The organism is Nonomuraea longispora (assembly GCF_004348345.1).
GTDB lineage: Bacteria > Actinomycetota > Actinomycetes > Streptosporangiales > Streptosporangiaceae > Nonomuraea > Nonomuraea longispora.
In genome coordinates, this window is record NZ_SMJZ01000033.1 from 1 (window position 1) to 21,830 (window position 21,830).

The window sequence follows — 21,830 nt, forward strand, 5'->3', positions numbered from 1 at the left end:
ACACCCCACCCGCGAGCGCCGCCCTGCCGGCCGGGCGGTTCGGCAGGGTCCGGGTTTTGTGGACGCTGGCGGCCATGGCGGTGGCCGCGATCGCCGCCACCGCCGTACTGCAGGGCATCTCCGCCGCCCAGGCCCGCGACGCCCGCGCCGCGCTGGAGGCCGGGCGGGCGCTGCGCCTGGAGGTGTCGGGAGCCGCGGGCGCGTTCAGCAAGGCCCTGCTCAGCTACGACTACCAGAACCTGCAGACCACCCGATCCTCCCTGGCGGCCCAGGCCACGGGCGACTTCCTGAGCACGTACGACGCGGCGTTCGGCGGCGCGATGGCGCAGGTCATCGTCAAGCTCAAGGCCACCTCGCAGGCCACGGTGCGCGAGGTCTATCTCGCCGACGTGGACGAGGCCACCGCGCACGCCATCGTGGTCGTGGATCAGCAGGTGAACACCTCGGAAGCGATCCGCTCGGTCAAGGACTCGCACCTTAAGATCTCCCTTGTGAAGGAGAAGGGCACCTGGAAGATCCACGACGTGACCGTGCTGGGCGCGTCCTCGGAGGACCAGTACACCCTTGACGGCGACGAGAAGAAGAAGGACTGACGATCGTCCCTTTGGCGATGGGCGGCCGCCCCGACGAGGTGCGGGCCCCTGACGACTGGCTGACCGACGTCGAACGCGAGCGGGCGGCGCGGTTCAGGTTCGAGGCTGACCGTGACTGCTTCGTCGCCGCGCACCTCCTCGTGCGCGTCTGCGCCGCCGCCGTGCTCGGCGTCGAGCCGCGCGAGCTGACGCTGCTGCAACACTGCCATCTGCACGGCCCCGGGCACGGCAGGCCGTCCATCGAGCAGGCTCCCGAGCTGGGGGTCAGCTTCAGTCACACGCGCGGTTACGTGTGCGCGGCCGCCGGGCCCGGCAGGGTCGGCGTGGACGCCGAGCACGTGCCGCCCGGCCCGCTCGACACGCTGCTGGCCGACCGGGTGCTCAACCGGCGCGAGCGCGCGCTCGTCGCCGGGAACGACGAGCTGATCAGGCACTGGACCCGGAAAGAGGCACTGATCAAGCGCGGTGAGCTGACCATCGACAAGCTGCGTGCCTGCGAGGACGACCTGTCGGGTCGGCACCTGCTGGAGTGGAGCGCCGGCCCGGACATCAGGGTGGCCGTCATCACCGACTCCCCCGCGAGGAGGGCGGCCATCCCCGAATAGACTCTGGGCATGTTCTACCGCAAGCCCCTTGAGGAGCGCATCGCCGACCGCATGGCGCAGCGCAGGCCGCTCGAAGAGGGCAAGACCTTCGAGCACGGGCCGGCCAAGTTCGTGTTCGTGTCGCTGATCGTCGCCGTCGTGCTGATGCACGTCGTCGGCGTCGCGATCGTCATGGCGTTCACCTGAGCGACGTCAGCGGCGGGTCGGGGTCGGGTCGAGGAAGACGTGCTCGACCCCGGGCACCTGGGCTCGCAGCCGGCGGTCCACCTCCTCGCAGGCCCGCTCCACGCCCGCCGCGCTCGACTCGTCCCTGAAGTCGATCTTCGCGGCGACCAGGATCTCCCCGGGGCCGATCAGCATCGTGAGCAGCTCGACCACGTCCTCCACCTCCGGCTGCGCCAGCAGCACGGCCCGGATGCCGGTTTCCGTCCGCTGGGTGACGGCCTGGCCGATGAGCAGCGACATGTTGGCCCGGATCAGGGTGAGCGCGACGGCCAGCAGGAGCAGGCCGATCATGACCGACGCCGCGCCGTCCCACAGCGCCGAGCCGGTGAGCTGCGAGGCGACCAGCCCGGCGGCCGCGACCAGCAGCCCGCCCAGCGCAGCCGCGTCCTCGAACAGCACGGCCTTCAACGCGGTGTCGGACGTCATGCGGGCCAGGCGGAGCATGCCGACCCGGTGCCGGGCGGCCTCGCCGCGCAACTGCGTGAGCCCCCGCGCGAACGAGACGCCCTCGAACACGAAGGAGGCCGCCAGCACGATGTACGCCGGCGTGAGGTTCGACAGGTCCTCGCCGTAACCGATCTCGTGCAGGCCGTTCGTGACGGAGAATCCGGCCCCGCCCACGAGGGTCGCGACCGCCGCCATCAGCGCCCAGACGAAACCCGCCTTGCCGTGCCCGAAGGGGTGCCGCCGGTCGGCGGGCCTGCCCGAGCGGCGTACCGCCACCACCAGCAGCAGCTCGGTCACCGTGTCGGCGGCCGAGTGCACCGCCTCCGACAGCATGGCCGCCGAGCCGCCCACCAGGCCTGCGACGAGTTTGGCCAGCGCGATGGCGAGGTTGGCGGCGGCGGCCACGAGCACCGTGCGCAGGCTCTCCCCCTTCATGAGGCACAACTTTAGGTGCGCTAGATTGGGGATCATGAGCGCGCCTCGCTGGCTTTCTCCCGCCGAACAGCGTGCCTGGCGCACGCAACTGGCGCTGCACAAGCTGCTCATGCACCGGCTCGACCGCGAACTGCAGGAGTTCTCCCTCACGGTCAACGACTACGAGATCCTGGTCAACCTCTCGGAGAGCCCCGAGCGGCGCATGCGCATGAGCGATCTGGCCGACGCCACGATCCAGTCGCGCAGCCGGCTGTCGCACCAGATCTCCCGCATGGAGGCCAAGGGCCTGGTCATGAGGGAGGACTGTCACGACGACCGGCGGGGCACGTTCGCGGTGCTGACCGACGAGGGGTGGGAGACGATCCAGCGGGTGGCGCCGTTCCACGTGGCCGGCGTGCGGGAGCACTTCGTCGACCGGCTCACCGACGACCAGCTCGAAACGATCGAGGCGGCCTACGCGCCGATCGTGGAGCAGTTGAAGAAGCTGCGCTGACACCCAACCGATATAGGCGAGGGTGCGCGGACCTCCGTACCGCTCGCTACGATCCGCTCATGCTCAGAAAGCTACTGATCGTGGCCGTGCTGGCGCTGACGGCGGCGTGCTCGTCCGGCGGTGACGCCGGCGAGTTGCCCGCGGGGCCCGAGCTGATGAAGAAGGCCGCCGAGGCCATGAAGGCCGTCAAGTCGGCCACCTTCTCGATCGCGACCGAGGGCGAGCCGAAGGTGCCGGTCAAGAAGGCCGACGGCAGGCTCACCGCCGCCGGGGACGCCGACGGCACGATCACGCTCGACGTCCTGGGCACCCTGCAGGAGGTCAGCTTCGCCCTGGTAGGGGAGACCGTGCACTTCAAGGGCCCGACCGGCGGCTTCCAGAAGATGACCCGGCAACAGCTCGCGCAGTTCTACGACCCCTCGGTGATCCTCGAGCCGACCAGGGGCATCGCCCAGTTGCTCGCCTCGGCCACGGACCCGAAGGTCGAAGGCACGGAAGACGGCGCCTACCGCGTCGCCACGACGTTCCCCGGGCAGGTCGTCGGCCAGATCGTCCCCGGCGTCACGCAGGGCGTCACCGGCAAGGTCTGGCTCGACCAGGCCTCCGCCCGGCTCACCAGGGCCAGCCTGCCGTTGCAGGGCGGCACGGTGACGGTGTCGTTCAGCGACTACGACGCACCGATCACGATCACTCCGCCTCCCGCGAAATGAGGCGCGCCCGCCGGGTCGTGCTCGGCGCGGGCGGCGCGGTGGTGCTGCTGGCCGCGCTCGACGCCTACGTCGTGGTGACGGTCCTGATCGACATCGCGGAGGACGTCGGCATCCCGCTCAACCACCTGGAGCGGGCGACTCCGATCGTGACGGGCTTCCTGCTGGGCTACGTAGCCGCGATGCCGCTGCTCGGCCAGCTCTCCGACCGTTACGGGCGGCGGCCGCTCATCCACGCGTGCCTGGCGGCGTTCGCCCTCGGCTCGGTGCTGACGGCGCTGGCGTCCGGAGAGGTCATGGTGGTGGCCGGGCGCGCGGTCCAGGGCGTGGCAGGCGGCGCGCTGCTGCCGATCACGATGGCGCTCATCGGCGACCTGTGGGACGAGCGCGAGCGGCCGGTGGCGTTGGGGGCGGTGGGGGCGGCCCAGGAGCTGGGCAGCGCGCTCGGCCCCCTGTACGGCGGGGTGCTGGCGCTGATCCCCAGCACCGTGGTGGCGGGCGTGGAGCTGGGAGGCTGGCACGCCATCTTCTGGATCAACCTGCCTCTCGCCGCCCTTGCCGCCGTCGCCGTGCACCTCACCGTCCCCGGCCGTCCCCTACGCCCGCCGCAGGCGGGATCCGCTGGTACGAGCCACGTCACCACGGGCGCGGCCGGAGCCCGGACCCTTCCCGCGCGGCGGGTGGACGTGGCCGGTGGGGGCCTGCTCGCGCTGGCGCTCGGGCTGCTGGTGGTCGGCCTGTACAACCCCGACCCCGCCAAGGCCGTGCTGCCGCCGTGGGGCCTGCCCGTGATCGCCGCCGGCGTGCTGGTGGCCGTGGTCTTCGTCTGGTGGGAGATCCGCTCCCCCGTCCGCCTGCTCGACCTGTCCGGCGCCCGCAAGGGCCCGCTGCTCGCCACCTTGGCGGTGAGTTTCCTGGCGGGGGCCGCGCTGCTCGTGACCATGGTGTTCGTGCAGTTCACCGCCCAGACGCTGCTCGGCGCCGACGCGCTGGGGGCGTCGCTGGTGCTGGCCAGGTTCCTGGCCGCGCTGACCGTGGGGGCGCTGCTCGGCGGGCTCCTGGCGCGCAGGGTGGGCGATCGGGCCGTGGCGGTGGCGGGCATGGTGCTGGCGGCGGCCGGCTACTGGCTGATGAGCCGCTGGCCGCTCGACCTGGTGAGCGCGGGCCTGCTGATGGACCTCCACCTGGTCGTCGCCGGGCTGGGCCTGGGGCTGGTGATCGCGCCGGTCTCGTCGGCGGTGCTGCGGGTGAGCCCGGCGACCGAGCACGGCGTCGCCTCGGCGGCGGTCGTGGTGGCCAGGATGATGGGCATGCTCATCGGCATCGCGGCCGTGTCGGCGTGGGGGTTCTACCGGTTCCAGTCGCTGACCGCCCACCTGGACACGCCGCTGCCGTTCGGGGTGGACGCCGCGACCTACCAGCGGCAGCTGAGCGCGTACACCGCGAAGGTGCAGGAGGCGCTGCACGTCGAATACACCGAGATGTTCCTCGTCACGGCGTTCATCTGCGTGATCGGCGCGGGTGTCGCGCTGCTCATGCCGTCCGCTGCCCGGGCCCGCTGAGGGGCCCCGGGCAGCGGTGGTGGCGGGCTACGGGGAGAGGCGGTGCAGGTCCCGGGGGAACGCTGTGGTCTGGCGGATGTTGGCGGCGCCCGTCAACCGCGCCGTCCACCGTTCCAGCCCCAGCGCGAACCCGCCGTGCGGCGGCATCCCGTGCTTGAAGGCCTGCAGATACCCCTCGTACGCCTGCGTGCCCTCGCCCCGGGCGGCCAGCGCGGCGACGTAGTCCGCGTACGCGTGCAGCCGCTGCCCGCCCGTGACCAGCTCCAGCCCACGGAACAGCAGGTCGAACCCGTTGGAGTAGCCCGGCCTCGCGGGGTCGGGATGGGTGTAGAAGGGCCGTTTGGCCATCGGGTAACCGGTGACGAAGAGGAACTCCGAGCCGTGTTCCCGCAGCGCCCACTCCGACAGCCGGCGTTCCTGCACGGGTGACAGGTCGGGCTCGTCGCACGACGTCAGCCGTTGCGCCTCGGTGAAGTGCACGGCCGGGATCTCGGCGGGCACCTCGGGCAGCGTGGCCCCGACCAGGGCGGCGGCGGAGGCGGCGCGGCGGCGTACCGACTCGGTCATGCCCGCCACCACCTCGCGCAACACCGCCATCACGTCGCGGTGGTCGCGGACGAAGCCGAGCTCGGCGTCGAGGCTGGTGTACTGGGCCAGATGGCGTGCGGTGTCGTGCGGCTCGGCGCGGAAGACCGGCCCGACCTCGTAGACCCGCTCGAGCACCCCGACCATCGCCTGCTTGTAGAACTGCGGCGACTGCGCCAGATAGGCGGGCCTGCCGAAGTAGTCGAGGCCGAAGACGTTCGCGCCGGACTCGGTGGCCGAGCCGACGATCTTCGGGGTATGGATCTCGGTGAAGCCGAGACCGTCGAGCGTCTCGCGGAACCCGGCCACCCCGGCGGCCGCGATCTCCAGCGGCGCCCTGAGCCGCGGGTGCCGCAGCGCGACGGGCGCGTGGTCGAGGATCGTCGGGAGCGTCGCGCCGGGCTCCGGGCGGAAGAGGTCGAACGGCGGCGCGGCACACGGCTCGGCCAGCACCTCAATCTCCGGCGCGACCAGTTCGTAGCCTCCGGGGGCCTGCGGGCTGGCCGTCACGGTGCCGGTGACCTGGACGACGCTCTCCTCTCCCGGCAGGTCATGCGCGGTCACGGCCTGGGCGAGGCCGGTGCGGTCCCTGACGACGAGGAAGGACACGGATTTCAGTTGCCGGCGGCGATGGACCCATCCGGCGATCGTCACTCGTTGACCGGCGTGCTCAGCGAGCTCCGCCGACATGACACGAGAGATCATCACAGCTCCTCACGAGGAAATGCATGATCCCTTGGGAGTGCGGGGGAGAAGGGAGCTCCCGGTGCCACCGCACTTTCGCCGCCCCTGATCGAGGCGGCCTCCAGGACCCGATGACGGGGGTCAGGCCGGCGGGGCATTTCCTCCCCGCACTCGGGAGTGTCTTCACCGAGGGCGCCCGGGACCGCCTTCACAGCTGCCGGCGGCTCTCTCGACCCGTGCGAAACCTCGGCTACTCGTCTCCGTCAACGTTTGCGGTCGATCATACGAGCCCGCGGAGGGGACGGCAAAACCTTTGCCGCCCCCGAGGGGTCATCGCTCCTTCTTCGAGCGCTTCTCCCGGATCTTCATCGTGACCTCGATCGGCGAACCGGCGAAGCCGAACTCCTCACGGATGCGGCGCTCGACGAACCGGCGGTAGGTGTCCTCCAGCCAGCCCGAGGTGAACAACACGAACTTGGGCGGCTCGACGGACGCCTGCGTGGCGAAAAGGATCTTGGGCTGCTTGCCGCCGCGCACCGGCGGCGGCGTCTGCTGCACCAGCTCGGTCAGGAACGCGTTGAGCCGGGCCGTCGGCACCCGCGTGGACCAGGAGTCGAGCGCCTTCTCCAGCGCCGGGACCAGCCGGTCGACGTGCCGCCCCGTCTTGGCGGAGATGTTGACGCGAAGCGCCCACGGAGTGCGTACGAGCTGGCGGTCGATCTCCTTCTCCAGGTAGTAGCGGCGGTCCTCGTCGACCAGGTCCCACTTGTTGAAGGCGACCACCATCGCCCGCCCCGACTCGATGACCAGGCCGATGATGCGCAGATCCTGCTCGGTGAGCGGCTGGCTGGCGTCGATCAGGACGATCGCCACCTCGGTGCGCTCCAGCGCCGCGCGCGTGCGCATGGCGGCGTAGAAGTCGGCGCCCTGCAGCTCGCGGTCGCGCCGCCGGATGCCGGCCGTGTCGACGAAGCGCCAGGTCCGCCCGCCGAGCTCGATCAGCTCGTCGACCGGGTCGCGGGTGGTGCCGGCCATCGGGTCGACCAGGACCCGCTCCTCCCCGGCGAGCTTGTTGAGCAGCGAGGACTTGCCGACGTTGGGCTTGCCCAGCAGCGCCACGCGGGCGGGCCCGCGCTCGGCCCCGAACGTCACCTCGGGCGTCTCCGGCAGCGCGTCGAGCACCACGTCGAGCAGGTCGCCGCTGGAGCGGCCGTGCAGGGCGGAGACGGGGTGGGGCTCGCCGAGCCCGAGCGACCACAGCGCGGCGGCCTCCAGCTCCAGCTGCTGGTTGTCGACCTTGTTGGCGGCCAGGATGACCGGCTTGCCCGACTGCCGCAGCACCGAGCCCACAGTCTCGTCGGCGTCGGTCGCGCCGACGGTGGCGTCGACCACGAACACGATCACGTCGGCCAGCTCGGCCGCGATCTGGGCCTGCTCGGCGATGCGCAGGTTCATCCCGGTCGCGTCAGGATCCCACCCTCCGGTGTCTACCACGGTGAAGCGGCGGCCGCGCCAGTTGGCTTCGTAGGTGACGCGGTCGCGGGTGACGCCCGGCACATCCTCGACGACCGCCTCGCGGCGGCCGATGATGCGGTTGACCAGCGTGGACTTGCCGACGTTCGGCCGCCCCACGATGGCGACGACCGGCAGCGGCACAGTGTCGCCGTGCTCGGTGATTTCAAGATCGTCGAGGTCGGCCTCGACCCAATCCCCCGTTGACACGATGTTTCGTCCTTAGTGAGTACCGCACCTGCTCGTCAGGTGCGCTCGCGAATGCGGTCGCCGCCGGGCCCGCTGGGGCCCGTGTGCTCGGCGACCAGTCTCAGTACCTCCGCGATGACCTCGTCGAGGCTCATCGCGGTGGTGTCGAGCTCGACGGCGCCATCCGCCATCAAGAGTGGGTCGGTCTTCCGTGTCGTGTCGAGGGTGTCACGCCTGGCCATGGCCTCCTGCTGCGCCCGGACCGTCGAGTCGCCCAGCTCCGCGCTGCGCCGCTGGGCGCGCGCCTCGGCACTGGCCGTCAGGTAGATTTTGACGTCGGCGCCGGGGCAGACGACGGTGCCGATGTCGCGGCCCTCGACCACGATGCCGCCGGAGCCGACGATCTCCCGCTGCAGCGCGACCAGGCGGGCGCGCACCTCGGGAACGGCGGCGACGGCGGAGACGGCGGAGGTGATCTCGGCCTGCCTGATCGGCCCCGCCACGTCGATGCCGTCGACGTGGATCGCCGGGCCGTCGGGATCGGTGCCGGAGACGATCAGCGGCTCGCCGCAGCGGGCCCCGATCGCGCCGGGGTCGTCAAGGTCGACGCCCTGCCGGAGCATCCACCAGGTCATCGCGCGGTACATCGCCCCGGTGTCGAGGTAACGCAGGCCCAGCGCGCGGGCCACTCCGCGCGAGACGCTCGACTTGCCCGACCCCGAAGGGCCGTCCATGGCGACGACCAGACCGGTCACGGTCTCTCCCTCTTCACGTTGTTCCACCCGACGTGAAGAGGCTACAGCCTCCGGCTCAGTCGGCGATCCAGCTTCCGGGCAAGCCGGGCGGCCCTTGGCGGGCGGGGTGGCCGGTGGCGGAGACGCGGATCCCGACGGTGCGCTCGTCGCCGACGGCCTCGACGGGGTGGAGATCGTCGCCGGTCGTCCAGCACACGGTGAACCACCTGCTCAGTGATCTCGTGTTCGTCGTCGGTCCGCCGGCCAGTCACGCCCCATGACGTGTCCATGGCCTCCGCTCCCCCAGGTCATCGGGTTCTCGCGGTGAACGTCAGGTGGGTGACGCCACTGGGCGTGGAGACCGCCTCGATGGCGTACGCCTCCTCCAGCGACTCCAGGCCGTCCCAGAGCCGCACGCCACGGCCGAGCAGGATCGGGATCTGGACGACGTGCATCAGGTCGACCAGCCCCTCGGCGAGGAAGTCGCGGATGACCGAGACGCCGCCGCCGAGGCGCACGTCCAAGCCGCCGGCCGCCTCGCGCGCCCGCTCCAGCGTCTGCGCGGGTGAGGCGTCGAGGAAGTGGAACGTGGTGCCGCCCTCCATCTCGATCGACGGCCGCGGCCGGTGGGTGAGCACGAAGACGGGCGTATGGAACGGCGGGTTGGAGCCCCACGCGCCCTTGTAGCCGGGGTCGTCCTGCCAACCGGGCGGGCCGAACTTGCCGGCGCCCATGATCTCAGCGCCGATGCCGCGACCGTGCATCGCGGCGAACGCGTGGTCGGCGCCGACGCTCCCCTCGTCGCCGCCGACCATCTCGTGCCAGTAGCGGGTGGCGAACATCCAGTCGTGCAGACGCTCACCGGCGTGACCGAACGGCGCGCCGGGAGCCTGGCCCTCGCCGGTGCCGAAGCCGTCGAGCGAGATTGTGAAGTTGTGAACGCGCAACCGTCCCATGATCGTTCCTCTGCTTCTGTGAGCCGTTCCCCGACCGGCATCGCGAACAACTGTGTCCATCAGACACTGTGTATACTAGATACGGTTTGGCGGGAATGACAAGAGGGAGGATGGCGATGGCGGCCAACGAGGATCCCAAAGCCGTGGCCGAGCTGTTGTGGGGCCTCAGGAAAGCGCCCAGCAGAGGCCCGAGGCCCGCTTTCGACGTCACCCAGATCGCCGACGCCGCCGTGAAGGTCGCCGACGCCGAAGGGCTGGAGGCGGTGTCCATGCAGCGCGTCGCCGCCGAGCTCGGCTTCACCAAGATGGCCCTTTATCGCTACGTCAACGACAAGGCCGAGCTGATCGCCGTCATGATCGAGGCCGCGGTCGGCGCGGCCCCCGATCTGAGCGGCATCGCCGGGTGGCGGGCCAAGCTGGAGGAGTACGCCCGTGAGTTGTCCGCCGCCTGGCGGCACCATCCCTGGCTGCCGTCGATCACCGCGGGCGACCGGGTGATGGGCCCGCGCGAGACCGCGTGGCCGGAGAGCGCCCTCAGTGCCCTGGCCGACACCCCCCTGACCGAGCGCGAACGCCTGGACGCGATCATGCTGGTGTCCAACCACATCCGCGCCACCCACGCGGCGGCCATCCCCGGCACCCAGACCTGGACGTCCGGTGAGGCCGCCCCGATCATGCGCGACCTTCTCCTCCTCAACGCCGACCGTTTCCCGCTGCTCGCCACCACTCATGCCACCCCTTCGGCCACAACGACCCAGGAGTTCGGGCTGCACGCCATCCTCGACGGTCTCGAACACGCCATCACGCAACGCACCCCGAAAGGGTGAGCCCGCCCTCTCGGGGTGCGGCGAGCGGCCGGGCGGAGGACCGGACCCGACGAAACCAGCGGGCGGAGCGGCAGCGGAAGCAGCGGCCCGAACCGCGACGGACCGGCCGCAGGACCAACGGCCCCAGCCGCGGCGAACCGGCCGCAGGACTAACGGCCGTGTCCCCGGTAAGTGACCTCTTGTGACAGACGGAGCACGCGTTACAGTCGTGGTGGCCAGCAAGGACCGGCTCCGGGCGCTGGCCCGGACCCTCCCCAAGCACCCGCGGCCGGTGATCCTCGTGGACAACGGCTCGACCGATGGGACGGCCGGGTTCGTACGCCGCCACTTCCCCGACGTCCTGCTGGCCGAGCCCGGCGTGAACCTGGGGGCGCCCGGCCGCAACCTGGGCGTGCGGATGGCCGGGACACCGTATGTCGCCTTCGCCGACGACGACTCCTGGTGGGCGCCCGGCGCTCTGGAGCGGGCCGCCGACGTGCTGGACGCCCATCCGCGGCTGGCCGTGCTCGGCGCTCGTGTGCTGGTGGGCCATGAGGAGCGGCTCGATCCGGTGTCTGAGCAGATGCGGCACTCGCCGCTCGGCACGGAGCCGGACCTGCCGGGGCCGAGCGTGCTGGGCTTTCTGGCGTGCGGGGCGGTGGTGCGCAGGGAAGCGTTCCTGGAGGCGGGCGGCTTCGACGACGTGATCTTCTTCTTCGGGGAGGAGGAGCGCCTGGCGGTCGACCTGGCCGCGAAGGGATGGGGGCTGGCGTACGTGGACGACGTCGTCGCCCACCACCATCCGTCGCCGGCCAATGACCCGCGTGGCAGGCAGGCGCTGGCCGCGCGGAACGCCGTACTCACCGCGGTGCTGCGCCGCCCCTGGCCGGTGGTGGCGCGGCGGGCGTTCGACGCCGTGCGCGCGGGCCCCCCGGGCTGGGAGGGGCTGCGGGCGACCGTACCTCGCCTTCCTGGGGCGCTGGCGGATCGGCGGGAGCTGCCGCCCGCCGTCGAGCGGGCACGACGGCGGCTGGAGCAGGCCGCCGGCTGAGCACGGGCGTGCGGTTACGTCCGGCGGAACGAGGGCAGCAGGCGGTCATGAGTACCGCACCTAACCCGATCGACCTGCAGAAACACCTGGGTGGCGTCGACTACCCGGCAGGCAAGGCCGATCTGATCAAGGCCGCGCGCGACCACAACGCGAGCAAGGAGATCGTCGAAGCTCTGGAGGCCATGCCCGACCGCGAGTACGACGGCCCGAACGCCGTGAGCGAAGCCGTCACGAAACGCTGAGCTGTGGGGGCGCGGCGGGCGGAGCTGGGGGCCCGCACCGCCGTGTCTCAGCGGAAACCGGCGCTCAGCGCGAACGCCCGGACAGGCACGAGCCCGCGCCTGAGCAGCCGCACGGTCGGCAGCGGGCTGCTGCTGAGCGAGCCCGCGCCCCGGACCAGAATGTCGCCGATCATTTCCTGGCCTCCTCGATTTCACCGTGAAGACGGATCGCGGAGGCTCGGATGTGACATCGGCGGCTAGGGAACCTGCCAGCCGCGTTCGCGCAGGGCGTCGGAGAGCGTGAAGACCGCGTCGGGCTCCACCGACAACTCGGCGATGCCCAGCGGCAGCCCGGGGGCGTGCTCCAGGCGCACGTCCTCGACGTTGACGCCGACCTCGTCGCAGACCTGGAACAACCGGGCCAGCTGGCCGGGACGGTCGCCGATGACGACTTGTACGACGGCGTAGGCGGAGGCCGGGCCGCCGTGCTTGCCGGGGATGCGGTCGTGTCCGACGACACCCCGCTTGAGCAACTGGGTGATCTCGCCGGTCGCGGTGCCGTCGCCCTCGGCCAGGGCTCGCAGCGCGATCGCCGCGTCGGCCAGGTCGTGTGCGACCGCCTCCAACACCTCGGCGACCGGGGAGGCGTTGCCCGACAGGATGCCGAGCCAGAGCCCCGGGTCGCTGCCCGCGATCCGGGTGACGTCGCGCACGCCCTGCCCTGCCAGGCCGAGGGCGACGTCGGTGGCGTCGGCCAGGCGTGCGGCCACGGCGGAGGCCGCGACGTGGGGGGCGTGGGAGACGACGGCGACAGCGCGGTCGTGGTCGGTGGCGCTGACCTCGACCGCGTTGGCCCCGCACAGCTCGATCAGGCGCAGCACGGCCGCCCTCGCCTCGGGGTCGGCCTCGTCCGTGGGGCACAGGGCCCACGGACGGCCGAGGAACAGGTCGTCCCTGGCCGCCCCCGGGCCGGACTTCTCGCGGCCGGCGAGCGGGTGGGAGGCGACGTAGGAGGACAGGTCGCAACCGAGCTGGGCGGCCCGGTGGATGGGCTCGGCCTTGACGCTGGCGACGTCGGTGTAGAACCTGGCCGCCCGCAGCCGCTGCAGCTCCAGCAGCTCGGTCGCCACGTGGGCGGGGGGCACGGCGATGATCGCCAGGTCGGCCTGCTCGGGAACCAGGCCCTCGGCCGGTCCCGGTTCGTCGACGGCCGCGCGAGGCCGCGCGCCCTCGGCCGGCGCGTCGGCTCCGGATGGCGTGTCGCCGGGTTGCGCGGGGTGCGGGTCGCGGGGGTGCCACTCCTCACCCGCCCCGAGCTCCCGTGCCAGCCGTACGGCTCCCTGGTCGCGGTCGGCGAGCAGCACGCGCACACCGCGCTTGCGCAGCGCCAACGCCGCGGAGGTGCCGATGAGACCGGTGCCGACGACGAGCACGGTGCGAAGTTCCATCTGGTGTCCTGATTTATCGGGCCATTGGGATAGCCAGTATCTCGTTATGTGGTGCCCTGCCGCTCACTGCGCGATGTCCTGCCGCAGCGCCACCGCGCCACGCAGGTAGACGTGCTGGATGTCGGCCCTCGGACGGTCGGTCTCCACGTGGGCCATGAGCCGCACCACGCGGGGCAGCGCACCCGGCACGGCGATCTCGGTGCAGCAGATCAGCGGCACCTCGTGAAATCCCAGCTTCCGCGCCGCGAGCGCGGGGAACTCCGCAGTCAGATCGGGCGTGGCCGTGAACAGCACGCTGATCACGTCGTCCGGGGTCAGCTCGTTACGCTCCATGATCGCGCTGACCAGCTCGGTCGTGCCTTCGATGATCGAGCCACGGTCGTCGGCGTCCACCTGGATCGCCCCACGGATCGCGCGCACCATGCGGTCAGTCCCCTTCCCTAAGCGGGAGAGCCCGTGCGAGGGTCGCACGGGCTCCTGCGTCCGGCCAGATTACAGCTTCACGGCGGCGTAGAGCTCGCCGACCTCCTTCAAGCTGAGCGCCCTCATGGTCCCGGGCTTCGTACGGCCGAGCTTGACCGGGCCGAACTCGATCCTGGCCAGGTCGATCACCCGGTGACCGGCCACCTCCAGCATGCGGCGTACGACGTGCTTGCGGCCCTCGTGCAACACGACCTCGACCAGCGCCTGCTGCCCGTGCTCCTGCACGACGGTGAAGCCGTCGGCCCTGGCGATGCCGTCCTCCAACTCGATGCCCTGCTTGAGCCTGCGGCCCAGGTCACGCGGGATCGGGCCGGGCACCTTCGCCCAGTATTTCTTCTGCACCCCATAGCTGGGATGCGTCAGCCGGTTGGCCAGCTCACCGTCGTTGGTGAGCAGCAGCAGACCCTCCGTCTCCGTGTCCAGCCTTCCCACGTGGAACAACCGCGGCGCAGGCTCCTCGACGTAGTCGGCCAGACACGGTCGGCCCTGCGGGTCGTCCATCGTGGACACGACGCCGATGGGCTTGTTGAGCGCGTAGTAGACCAGGTCGGGAGCGGTGGGGATGCGCTTGCCGTCGACGTGGATGACCTGCGTCGCGGGGTCGACCTTGGCGCCGAACCTCCGTACGATCTGGCCGTTCACCGTGACCCGGCCCTCGCCGATCATCTCCTCGCACGCCCTGCGGCTGGCGACGCCCGCCTGGGCGAGCACCTTCTGCAGCCGTACGCCGTCAGGGACCTCGGTCGTGTCGCGCTCGTCGGAGTAGCCCTCCGGGTAGAAGTCGCGGTCACGCAAGGGCTGGCGGGCCGCCTTCACCCGGTCGTGCTGGGGGCTGCCGTAGCCGCTGCCGCCACCGCGCCTGCCCCCTACGGTCGGTACGTCGTCCCGCCGGGAGGACCGGCCGGTGCGCCCGGCGTCGCGCCCGGTCCGGGCATCGCCGTCGCGCCTTCCGTAGCGGGACCTGCTGGACTCGGCGTTCCGCGGAGTGCCCTCACGACGCCCGCTCCGGTCGGCCCGGAACCCGCCACGCTCATCACGCCGCTCAGCCCCGTAACCATCCCGGCCCGACCTGCCACCCGGTTCGGACCGGAACCCGCCCCGCTCGTCACGCCGCTCGGACCCGCCGCGCTCGGAACGGTAACCGCCGCCGCGCTCGTCACGCCGCTCGAACCTGTCACCACGCGCGGAGCCGTAACCGCGCCCGGACCTGTCACCACGATCGGAACGGTAACCACCCGCGCGCTCGTCACGACGCTCCGACCGGTAACCACCCGGACGCTCATCACGACGCTCCGACCGGTAACCACCCGGACGCTCATCACGACGCTCCGACCGGTAACCACCCGGACGCTCATCACGACGCTCCGAGCGATAGCCGCCCGGACGCTCGTCACGGCGATCGGAACGGTGGCCGCCCCGGTCGCCACGAGGACGCTCGCTCCGCCCGTAACGATCATCACGGCCATCGCGCTCGCCGCGCGCGCCGGGGACGTAACGGTCATCGCGGTCGCCGCGGGAGTTGCGGTCGTCACGACCGTCACGGTTGCTGTAGGTGTGGCGGTCGCGGTCGGCTCCTCGCGGGTTACGGCCGCCGGCGTCGTCGCCGCCGGAGGGCCTGCCGTACCGGGCTCGGGTGCCGCCGCGGTCGGCGCGGAGGGCGTCACGCGACGGCCGGGAGTCGCTCCCGGAGCCTCGGCCCCGGTCACGATCGTCACGGCGGGAGTCGTCGCGCCGGAAGTCGTCACGGCGGGACCCGCCTCTGGAGTCTGTTCGGCCGGCCCCACCGCGGTAGTCGTCACGCCGGGCGTCGCCACGGGCGTCGTCGGAGCGGAAGGCGGGACGCCCGCCACGGCCGGAGCCGCCCGTGCGTCCACGACCGCGTCCATCACCGGACGGGGTACTGCGCCTGTTGATCACTTTGTTGTCTCCTCGAGGTTTTCCACGTCGTCCGGGAGGAAGGGCGCGAGCTCGGGGAGCTCGCTCAGATCCCGTAGTCCCAGACGTTCAAGGAAGTATGAACTTGTCCGGTAGAGCACCGCTTGGCTCTCCGGGTCGGTGCCGGCCTCTTCGACCAGGCCCCTGGCGACGAGTGTGCGCATGACCCCGTCGCTGTTGACGCCGCGTACGGCGGCGACGCGGGAACGGCTCACCGGTTGCCGGTAGGCCACGACCGCGAGTGTTTCGAGCGCGGCCTGGGTCAGCCGCGTCTGCTGGCCGTCGCGTACGAACCGCTCGACCAGCGGCGCGCAGTCGGCACGCGTGTAGAGACGCCAACCGCCCGCCACTTCTCTCAAGTCGAAACCCCGTCCGGCGGCGGTGTATTCCGCCGCCAGCCCACGCAGCGCCAGTGCGACCTCGTGGGTGGGCCGTTCGAGCACCTGAGCCAGCGTCACTTCGGCGACCGGCTCGTCAACGACAAGCAGGATAGCCTCAAGCGCCGCTTCGAGCCTCGGCCCCTCCCCCGGCTCAGCATCCGCCGCGCCCGCCGCGGGCTCGTCGCCACCGCCCTCGGCCTTCCCGCCGGCCTCGGGTACCGCCTGGTCAGCCGCTACGGACTGCCCGGCCGCGACCGGTCTCTCGCCCGGCGCCGGGTCCTCGCCGCGCGCCGGCTCCGGCTCGGGGTCCGCGTCCTGGGCCGGCACCACGTCCGCGGCCGCCGGCGGCTCTTCCAGGGAGGGCGGATCGTCCTGGACCGGAGCCTCCGCATCGGACCCCGGGTTGCCCTGGGATGGGGTTTCGTCGCGGGGTGCCTGGCCGTCGGGTGGGGAGGTCTCCGGCTCCGGTGCGCCCGGCTGGACGAGGGAGCCGGGGAGGGTCATCCAGGCGGGCAGCGGCGGCTCCGAGTCGGGAGACTTGCGGGGGTTGGGCAGTGGGTTGTCAGTCATGGGATGGTTTCTCCGCGGATTCTTCGTAGTCGTCCCCCACCGCGACGTCGCCGTCGTCAGCGCCCGTCCAGGTCACGTGCAGGTCGCCCAGCGGCTCGACCTGCTCGAACGTGACCGCCGACTCCCGGAACAGCTCCAGCACGGCCAGGAAGCGGGCGATGACCTCGAAGGTGCCCTCACAGTCGGCCACCAGCGCTCGGAAGGTGGCCCGCCGCATCCGCCGCAGGTGCATGACCAGGATGGCCGCCTGCTCCTTGACGCTGGCCAGCGGCTGGTAGATGTGCCCCACGCTGACCGTGGGCGGCAGCTTGGGCGTGAACGCCCTGGCGGCGATCCTGGCGAGTTGTTCGGGCCCGATGCCGAGGACGAGCTCGGGCAGCAGGTCGGCGAACTGCGGCTCCATCGGCGCCGTACGGGGAAATCGCAGCGACTCCTCGGCCATCCGCCCGGCGAAGATCTTGGCGACCTCTTTGTAGGCTTTGTACTGCAGCAGCCGCGCGAACAGCAGGTCTCTGGCCTCCAGCAGGGCCAGGTCCTCCTCGTCCTCCACCTCGCCCGAGGGCAGCAGCCTGGCCGCCTTGAGGTCGAGCAGCGTGGCCGCGACGAGCAGGAAGTGACTGGTCTGGTCGAGGTCCCACTCGGGGCCGCGGGAGCGGATGTAGGCGATGAACTCGTCGGTGACCTTGGAGAGCGAGACCTCGGTGATGTCGAGCTTGTGCTTGGCGATGAGGCCGAGAAGCAGGTCGAAGGGACCCTCGAAGACATCCAGGTGAACCTGGAACCCTTGGGGCTCGGTCTGCTCTGCGGTCACCTGGCCATTGTGGCAGGCGCCGGCCAGCGCGAGAGCACTTCGCGTGCCAGCTCACGATAGGCGTTGGCGCCGAGGGACGACGGGTCGAACGTCGTGATCGGCTCGCCGGCGACGGTCGCGTCGGGGAAGCGCACCGTGCGGTTGATGACGGTGTGGAACACCTTGTCGCCGAACGCGTCCACCACGCGGGCCAGCACCTCGCGGCCGTGCAGGGTGCGGGCGTCGTACATGGTGGCGAGCAGGCCCTCGATCTCGAGGTCCTCGTTGAGCCGCTCCTGGACCTTGGAGATGGTGTCCATCAGCAGGGCAACGCCGCGCAGCGCGAAGAACTCGCACTCCAGCGGCACCATGACGCCGTGCGCGCAGGTGAGCGCGTTGATGGTGAGCAGGCCGAGCGAGGGCTGGCAGTCGATGAGGCACACGTCGTAGTGCGGCAGCAGCGGCTTGATCACGCGGCCGAGCACCTGCTCGCGGGCGACCTCGGTGACGAGCTGGACCTCGGCGGCGGACAGGTCGATGTTGCTCGGCAGCAGGTCGAGCCCCTCGACGCCGGTCTCGAGCAGGACGTCCTCGGCGGTGACGCCGCGCTCCATCAGCAGGTTGTAGACGGTCAGGTCGAGCTGGAGCGGGTTGATGCCCAGGCCGACGGAGAGCGCGCCCTGCGGGTCGAAGTCGACGAGCAGCACCTTGAGCCCGTATTCGACGAGTGCCGCGCCCAGGTTGATGGTGGTCGTGGTCTTGCCGACCCCGCCCTTCTGGTTGACCATCGCGACCACGCGCGCCGGGCCGTGCACGTCGGGCACCACCGGCTCGGGGAACACGGGTCTGGGCCGCTGCGTGGGCCCGAGGTTGACGCCGTTGGAAGGCGCGTTGGTCTTCGTGTCGCCCCAGGGGTTGTCGGGGGTCCCCGGGGTCGAACCCTTGGTCGTCACAGTCACCAGCTCGAACCTCCCTGACGATCCCGAACCGGACCGTCCGGACGGACACTATGGCGTCACCACTTAACGCGGCAAGGCGGCACGCCGAGGGTGCCGCACACCGCAAAGACTATAGATCACTGCCGGGCCCGTGGATGCGCCGCGGCGTAGACCTCGCGGAGCTTGTCGACCGTGACCAGGGTGTAGACCTGGGTGGTCGTCACCGAGGCGTGGCCGAGCAATTCCTGGACCACCCTAACGTCCGCGCCGCCGTCCAAGAGATGAGTTGCGAAGGAATGTCGGAGAACATGGGGAGATATCTTTTTCAGCCCGGCTCGTTCGGCGGCCGCGTGGAGCACCTCCCACGCCCCCTGCCTGGTCAGACGGCCTCCCCTGGCGTTCAGGAAGACGGCCGGTGTGCCGCGCCCGTGGGCGAGCAGACCGGGCCGGGCGCGGACGAGATAGGCGTCGAGGGCGGAACGGGCATAGCGCCCCAGCGGGACGACCCGGGTGCGGCCGCCCTTGCCGCGCAGGCGCACCTGCTCGTCCTCGAGGTCGTCCACGGCCAGCCCGACGGCCTCGGAGATGCGGGCGCCCGTGCCGTACAGGACCTCCAGCAGGGCGCGGTTGCGCAGCGTGAGGGGTGCGCCGTCCGGGCCCGACGCGGCGATGAGCCGCTCGACCTCGTCGACGGCGATGGCCTTCGGGAGCCTGCGCATCGGGCGTGGCGGGCGTACCTCGTGGGCGGGGTCGTGGGCCGTGACGCCTTCGCGCAGAGCGAAACGGTGCAGCCCGCGTACGGCGGACAGGGCGCGGGCGGCGGAGCTGGCGACGAGCGCCGGATGGTCCCCGTCACCCTCGCGCAGCGCGGCGAGGAAGGCCAGGACGTCGGCCTCGCCCACCTCGTGGAGCTCCAGCCGCCCGCGCGCCCGCAGGTGCGCGTAGTAGCGGCGCAGGTCACGGCGGTAGGACGCGAGCGTGTTGGCAGCCACGCCCTGCTCCACCGCCAGATGGGCGAGGTAGCTGGAGAGCACGGCCTCCACGATCGGTCCTTCCGTCACGCCTCCGGGGCGTCGGCGGGGCGCAACAGGGCGAGTCCCTCAACCGAAGCCGCGTACGCGGCGAGGATACCGGCCACGGCCGGGGAATTGTGGATCATTCCCATGAGCGCCTTTTCCACCGCGTCGGGCAAAGGGACCCATTTGACCGGCATGTCGATCTCCTCGTGCCGGTGCACGAAGCCGTTGTCCTCGTCGGGGATCTTGGTCAGGTCGCGGGCCAGGAACACCCTGATGCGCTCGTCGCTCATGCCGGGCGAGGTGCGCAGATCGATGAGCGTGTGCCAGGTGGCGGCGCGGTAGCCGGCCTCCTCGGCGAGTTCACGCGCGGCCGCGTCGACCAGCGGCTCGCCCGGCACGTCGCGCAGGCCGGCGGGCAGCTCCCACATCAGGTGGCGGGTGGGGTGACGGTATTGCCTGATCAGCAGGACGCGGTCCTGGTCGTCTAGCGCGAGCACGGCGACGGAGCCGGGATGGACCACGTAGTCGCGCTCGGCCGCCTCGTCGCGGGGCATCCTGACGGTGTCGGTCACCACCTTGATGACGTGGCCGTCGAACCGCTCCTTCGACTCCACCACGTCCCATGACTCGGGCGTGTCGGCGATCGGTTCCGCGGTCCGCTGGAAGCGCACGCCGTCGCCGGAGTTCACTGGCCCACCGTCGTCGCGCCCACGCGGCCGTCGGCGTAGGCGAGGGCGGCCCCGATGAGGCCCTTGAACATGGGGTTGGCCCGGGTGGGTCGGGAGCGGAACTCCGGATGCGCCTGGGTGCCGATGAAGAACGGGTGGATGTCGAACGGCAGCTCGGTGTACTCGACCAGGCGCCCGTCGGGCGACACGCCGGAGAAGACCAGGCCGACCCCCTCCAGCTGCTCGCGGTAGGCGTTGTTGACCTCGTAGCGGTGCCGGTGGCGTTCGTCGGCCTTGGCCACGCCGCCGTAGAGCCGGCGGGCGAGCGTGTCCTCGGCGAGCTTGGCGGTGTAGCTGCCCAGCCGCATCGTGCCGCCCATGTCGCGCTCGCCGGCGACGACGTCCTCCTGGTCGGCCATGGTGGAGATGACCGGGTGCTTGGTGTCGGGGTCGAACTCCGTGGAGTTGGCGCCCTCGATGCCCGCCATGTTGCGGGCGGCCTCGATGACCATGCCCTGCATGCCGAGGCAGATGCCGAGCAGCGGGATCCTGCCCTCGCGGGCGTGGCGGATGGCGCCGATCTTGCCCTCGATGCCGCGCACGCCGAACCCGCCGGGGATGAGCACGCCGTCGACGCCGTCGAGCTCGCGCGCGGCGCCCTCGGGGGTCTCGCAGTCGTCGCTCTTGACCCACCGGATGTTGACCCGCGCGTCGTTGGCGAACCCGCCGGCGCGCAGCGCCTCGGTCACCGAGAGGTACGCGTCCGGCAAATCAATATATTTCCCCACAAGGGCGACGGTGGCCTCCTTCGCCGGGCGGTGCACGCGGCGCAGGAGCTCCTCCCACTCCTTCCAGTCGACGTCGCGGAAGGGCAGGCCGAGCCGGCGCACCACGTACGCGTCGAGGCCCTCGGAGTGGAGCACCTTGGGGATGTCGTAGATCGAGGCCGCGTCGACGGCGGACACGACGGCGTCCTCGTCGACGTCGCACATCAGGCTGATCTTGCGCTTGATCGCCGTCTGCACGGGCCGGTCGGAGCGCAGCACGATCGCGTCCGGCTGGATGCCGATGCTGCGCAGCGCCGCCACGCTGTGCTGCGTCGGCTTGGTCTTCAGCTCGCCCGAGGGCCCGATGTACGGCAGCAGCGAGACGTGCAGGAAGAACACGTTGTCGCGCCCCACCTCGTGCCTGATCTGCCGCACGGCCTCCAGGAACGGCAGCGACTCGATGTCGCCGACGGTGCCGCCGACCTCGGTGATGACGACGTCCACCTCGGGACCGGCCATGCCTCTGATCCGGTCTTTTATCTCGTTGGTGATGTGGGGGATGACCTGGACCGTGTCGCCCAGGTATTCGCCCCGCCGCTCCTTGGCGATGACGTTGGAGTAGACCTGCCCGGTGGTGACGTTGGCCGAGCCGTGCAGGTCGGTGTCGAGGAACCGCTCGTAGTGGCCGACGTCGAGGTCGGTCTCCGCGCCGTCGTCGGTGACGAAGACCTCGCCGTGCTGGAACGGGTTCATCGTGCCGGGGTCGACGTTGAGGTAGGGGTCGAGCTTCTGCATGGTGACCCTGAGACCGCGCCCCCTGAGCAGGCGGCCGAGGCTGGATGCCGTGAGCCCCTTGCCGAGACTGGAGGCGACACCGCCGGTGACGAACAGATGTTTGGTTTGCGATGCGCTGCGCAAAGGGGCTCCCGTGGCTCGAGGTGTGGTCGAAGTGTCCACGGGCTCTCAGGATATCAAACAACGCCCCTCACATGGGCGAACGGCATGACCTGAGGGTAGCTTTGGACTT

General features: G+C 71.2%; 25 protein-coding genes. 9 read left to right on the top strand and 16 right to left on the bottom strand.

Annotated features, from left to right (window positions below; genetic code table 11):
- The 3 genes from E1267_RS44230 to E1267_RS44235 all read left to right on the top strand — a co-directional run.
- On the top strand, window positions 1-593 hold a 593-nt coding region (locus tag E1267_RS44230), incomplete at its 5' end, for a hypothetical protein (protein WP_165959561.1).
- A gap of 17 nt (window positions 594-610) precedes the next feature.
- On the top strand, window positions 611-1,198 hold the full coding sequence (locus E1267_RS11555) for a 4'-phosphopantetheinyl transferase family protein (RefSeq protein WP_132332472.1): 588 nt from the start codon (window positions 611-613) through the stop codon (window positions 1,196-1,198).
- Window positions 1,199-1,207: 9 nt separating this feature from the next.
- On the top strand, window positions 1,208-1,384 hold the full coding sequence (locus E1267_RS44235) for a hypothetical protein (protein WP_165959562.1): 177 nt from the start codon (window positions 1,208-1,210) through the stop codon (window positions 1,382-1,384).
- A 6-nt stretch (window positions 1,385-1,390) separates the two neighbouring features.
- Here E1267_RS44235 and E1267_RS11560 read toward each other — a convergent pair whose 3' ends face one another.
- Complete coding sequence (locus tag E1267_RS11560; protein ID WP_132332430.1) at window positions 1,391-2,305, bottom strand: cation diffusion facilitator family transporter; 915 nt, start codon at window positions 2,303-2,305, stop codon at window positions 1,391-1,393.
- A 34-nt stretch (window positions 2,306-2,339) separates the two neighbouring features.
- On the opposite strand from E1267_RS11560, the gene E1267_RS11565 reads away from it, so the two are divergent.
- From E1267_RS11565 to E1267_RS11575, 3 genes are read left to right on the top strand one after another with little or no spacing between them, the layout of a single operon-like run.
- On the top strand, window positions 2,340-2,798 hold the full coding sequence (locus E1267_RS11565) for a MarR family winged helix-turn-helix transcriptional regulator (RefSeq protein ID WP_181957786.1): 459 nt from the start codon (window positions 2,340-2,342) through the stop codon (window positions 2,796-2,798).
- A gap of 59 nt (window positions 2,799-2,857) precedes the next feature.
- A complete protein-coding gene (locus E1267_RS11570; protein WP_132332432.1) occupies window positions 2,858-3,508 on the top strand; it encodes an LppX_LprAFG lipoprotein in 651 nt (216 codons plus the stop codon).
- Window positions 3,505-5,067 carry an MFS transporter gene (locus E1267_RS11575; protein ID WP_132332433.1) on the top strand — a complete coding sequence of 521 codons (1,563 nt, stop codon included), beginning with the start codon at window positions 3,505-3,507 and terminating at the stop codon, window positions 5,065-5,067. The genes E1267_RS11570 and E1267_RS11575 overlap by 4 nt, the downstream gene beginning before the upstream one ends.
- A gap of 27 nt (window positions 5,068-5,094) precedes the next feature.
- Here E1267_RS11575 and aspS read toward each other — a convergent pair whose 3' ends face one another.
- From aspS to E1267_RS11595, 5 genes are all read right to left on the bottom strand, one after another.
- The gene (gene aspS / locus E1267_RS11580; protein WP_132332434.1) at window positions 5,095-6,357 is read right to left on the bottom strand and encodes an aspartate--tRNA(Asn) ligase; all 1,263 of its coding nucleotides are present in this window, start codon (window positions 6,355-6,357) and stop codon (window positions 5,095-5,097) included.
- A gap of 309 nt (window positions 6,358-6,666) precedes the next feature.
- The gene (gene der / locus E1267_RS11585; RefSeq protein WP_132332435.1) at window positions 6,667-8,058 is read right to left on the bottom strand and encodes a ribosome biogenesis GTPase Der; all 1,392 of its coding nucleotides are present in this window, start codon (window positions 8,056-8,058) and stop codon (window positions 6,667-6,669) included.
- 35 nt (window positions 8,059-8,093) lie between these two features.
- Window positions 8,094-8,792 carry a (d)CMP kinase gene (gene cmk / locus E1267_RS11590; RefSeq protein ID WP_246063743.1) on the bottom strand — a complete coding sequence of 233 codons (699 nt, stop codon included), beginning with the start codon at window positions 8,790-8,792 and terminating at the stop codon, window positions 8,094-8,096.
- Window positions 8,793-8,847: 55 nt separating this feature from the next.
- Window positions 8,848-8,988 (bottom strand): hypothetical protein, encoded by a 141-nt coding sequence (locus E1267_RS44240; RefSeq protein ID WP_165959563.1) that lies wholly within the window; start codon window positions 8,986-8,988, stop codon window positions 8,848-8,850.
- Between the two features lie 91 nt (window positions 8,989-9,079).
- Window positions 9,080-9,727, bottom strand: coding sequence for a dihydrofolate reductase family protein (locus tag E1267_RS11595; protein ID WP_132332436.1), 648 nt, complete (start codon window positions 9,725-9,727; stop codon window positions 9,080-9,082).
- Window positions 9,728-9,843: 116 nt separating this feature from the next.
- Between E1267_RS11595 and E1267_RS11600 the strand changes: the two genes are divergently transcribed.
- The 3 genes from E1267_RS11600 (at window position 9,844) to E1267_RS11610 (ending at window position 11,826) form a co-directional block, all read left to right on the top strand.
- A complete protein-coding gene (locus tag E1267_RS11600; RefSeq protein WP_132332437.1) occupies window positions 9,844-10,554 on the top strand; it encodes a TetR/AcrR family transcriptional regulator in 711 nt (236 codons plus the stop codon).
- A gap of 208 nt (window positions 10,555-10,762) precedes the next feature.
- A complete protein-coding gene (locus tag E1267_RS11605) occupies window positions 10,763-11,584 on the top strand; it encodes a glycosyltransferase (protein ID WP_132332438.1) in 822 nt (273 codons plus the stop codon).
- 47 nt (window positions 11,585-11,631) lie between these two features.
- Window positions 11,632-11,826 carry a DUF2795 domain-containing protein gene (locus E1267_RS11610; RefSeq protein ID WP_132332439.1) on the top strand — a complete coding sequence of 65 codons (195 nt, stop codon included), beginning with the start codon at window positions 11,632-11,634 and terminating at the stop codon, window positions 11,824-11,826.
- A 47-nt stretch (window positions 11,827-11,873) separates the two neighbouring features.
- On the opposite strand, the gene E1267_RS47175 is transcribed toward E1267_RS11610, so the two are convergent.
- The 10 genes from E1267_RS47175 to E1267_RS11655 all read right to left on the bottom strand — a co-directional run bounded on the left by E1267_RS47175 (window position 11,874) and on the right by E1267_RS11655 (window position 21,721).
- Entirely contained in the window at window positions 11,874-11,999 is a 126-nt protein-coding gene (locus E1267_RS47175) for a hypothetical protein (RefSeq protein ID WP_281283620.1), read from the bottom strand.
- Window positions 12,000-12,062: 63 nt separating this feature from the next.
- On the bottom strand, window positions 12,063-13,253 hold the full coding sequence (locus E1267_RS11615; RefSeq protein ID WP_132332440.1) for a prephenate dehydrogenase: 1,191 nt from the start codon (window positions 13,251-13,253) through the stop codon (window positions 12,063-12,065).
- Between the two features lie 63 nt (window positions 13,254-13,316).
- Window positions 13,317-13,676 (bottom strand): chorismate mutase, encoded by a 360-nt coding sequence (aroH, locus tag E1267_RS11620; RefSeq protein WP_132332441.1) that lies wholly within the window; start codon window positions 13,674-13,676, stop codon window positions 13,317-13,319.
- A gap of 69 nt (window positions 13,677-13,745) precedes the next feature.
- Window positions 13,746-15,653 carry a pseudouridine synthase gene (locus E1267_RS11625; protein WP_246063745.1) on the bottom strand — a complete coding sequence of 636 codons (1,908 nt, stop codon included), beginning with the start codon at window positions 15,651-15,653 and terminating at the stop codon, window positions 13,746-13,748.
- Window positions 15,650-16,378 (bottom strand): SMC-Scp complex subunit ScpB, encoded by a 729-nt coding sequence (gene scpB / locus E1267_RS11630; protein WP_132332475.1) that lies wholly within the window; start codon window positions 16,376-16,378, stop codon window positions 15,650-15,652. The genes E1267_RS11625 and scpB overlap by 4 nt, the downstream gene beginning before the upstream one ends.
- 235 nt (window positions 16,379-16,613) lie before the next feature.
- The gene (locus E1267_RS11635; RefSeq protein WP_132332442.1) at window positions 16,614-17,432 is read right to left on the bottom strand and encodes a segregation and condensation protein A; all 819 of its coding nucleotides are present in this window, start codon (window positions 17,430-17,432) and stop codon (window positions 16,614-16,616) included.
- The gene (locus E1267_RS11640) at window positions 17,429-18,364 is read right to left on the bottom strand and encodes a ParA family protein (protein ID WP_425465074.1); all 936 of its coding nucleotides are present in this window, start codon (window positions 18,362-18,364) and stop codon (window positions 17,429-17,431) included. The genes E1267_RS11635 and E1267_RS11640 overlap by 4 nt, the downstream gene beginning before the upstream one ends.
- Window positions 18,365-18,486: 122 nt before the next feature.
- On the bottom strand, window positions 18,487-19,392 hold the full coding sequence (locus E1267_RS11645) for a site-specific tyrosine recombinase XerD (protein ID WP_181957787.1): 906 nt from the start codon (window positions 19,390-19,392) through the stop codon (window positions 18,487-18,489).
- Between the two features lie 14 nt (window positions 19,393-19,406).
- Entirely contained in the window at window positions 19,407-20,057 is a 651-nt protein-coding gene (locus E1267_RS11650) for an NUDIX domain-containing protein (RefSeq protein ID WP_246063747.1), read from the bottom strand.
- Window positions 20,054-21,721: a CTP synthase gene (locus tag E1267_RS11655; protein WP_132332445.1), complete on the bottom strand. Its 1,668-nt coding sequence runs from the start codon at window positions 21,719-21,721 to the stop codon at window positions 20,054-20,056. The genes E1267_RS11650 and E1267_RS11655 overlap by 4 nt, the downstream gene beginning before the upstream one ends.
- Window positions 21,722-21,830: the final 109 nt, after the last annotated feature.

What these genes read in the sequence shown, in the direction of transcription:
- E1267_RS11575 (WP_132332433.1), top strand. Translation starts at nt 3,505, where the DNA reads ATGAGGCGCGCCCGCCGGGTCGTGCTCGGCGCGGGCGGCGCGGTGGTG.
- E1267_RS11595 (WP_132332436.1), bottom strand. Translation starts at nt 9,727, where the DNA reads ATGGGACGGTTGCGCGTTCACAACTTCACAATCTCGCTCGACGGCTTC.
- E1267_RS11570 (WP_132332432.1), top strand. Translation starts at nt 2,858, where the DNA reads ATGCTCAGAAAGCTACTGATCGTGGCCGTGCTGGCGCTGACGGCGGCG.
- E1267_RS11565 (WP_181957786.1), top strand. Translation starts at nt 2,340, where the DNA reads ATGAGCGCGCCTCGCTGGCTTTCTCCCGCCGAACAGCGTGCCTGGCGC.
- aroH (WP_132332441.1), bottom strand. Translation starts at nt 13,676, where the DNA reads ATGGTGCGCGCGATCCGTGGGGCGATCCAGGTGGACGCCGACGACCGT.
- E1267_RS11615 (WP_132332440.1), bottom strand. Translation starts at nt 13,253, where the DNA reads ATGGAACTTCGCACCGTGCTCGTCGTCGGCACCGGTCTCATCGGCACC.
- E1267_RS11600 (WP_132332437.1), top strand. Translation starts at nt 9,844, where the DNA reads ATGGCGGCCAACGAGGATCCCAAAGCCGTGGCCGAGCTGTTGTGGGGC.
- E1267_RS44235 (WP_165959562.1), top strand. Translation starts at nt 1,208, where the DNA reads ATGTTCTACCGCAAGCCCCTTGAGGAGCGCATCGCCGACCGCATGGCG.
- E1267_RS11560 (WP_132332430.1), bottom strand. Translation starts at nt 2,305, where the DNA reads ATGAAGGGGGAGAGCCTGCGCACGGTGCTCGTGGCCGCCGCCGCCAAC.
- E1267_RS47175 (WP_281283620.1), bottom strand. Translation starts at nt 11,999, where the DNA reads ATGATCGGCGACATTCTGGTCCGGGGCGCGGGCTCGCTCAGCAGCAGC.
- E1267_RS11610 (WP_132332439.1), top strand. Translation starts at nt 11,632, where the DNA reads ATGAGTACCGCACCTAACCCGATCGACCTGCAGAAACACCTGGGTGGC.
- E1267_RS11555 (WP_132332472.1), top strand. Translation starts at nt 611, where the DNA reads ATGGGCGGCCGCCCCGACGAGGTGCGGGCCCCTGACGACTGGCTGACC.
- aspS (WP_132332434.1), bottom strand. Translation starts at nt 6,357, where the DNA reads ATGATCTCTCGTGTCATGTCGGCGGAGCTCGCTGAGCACGCCGGTCAA.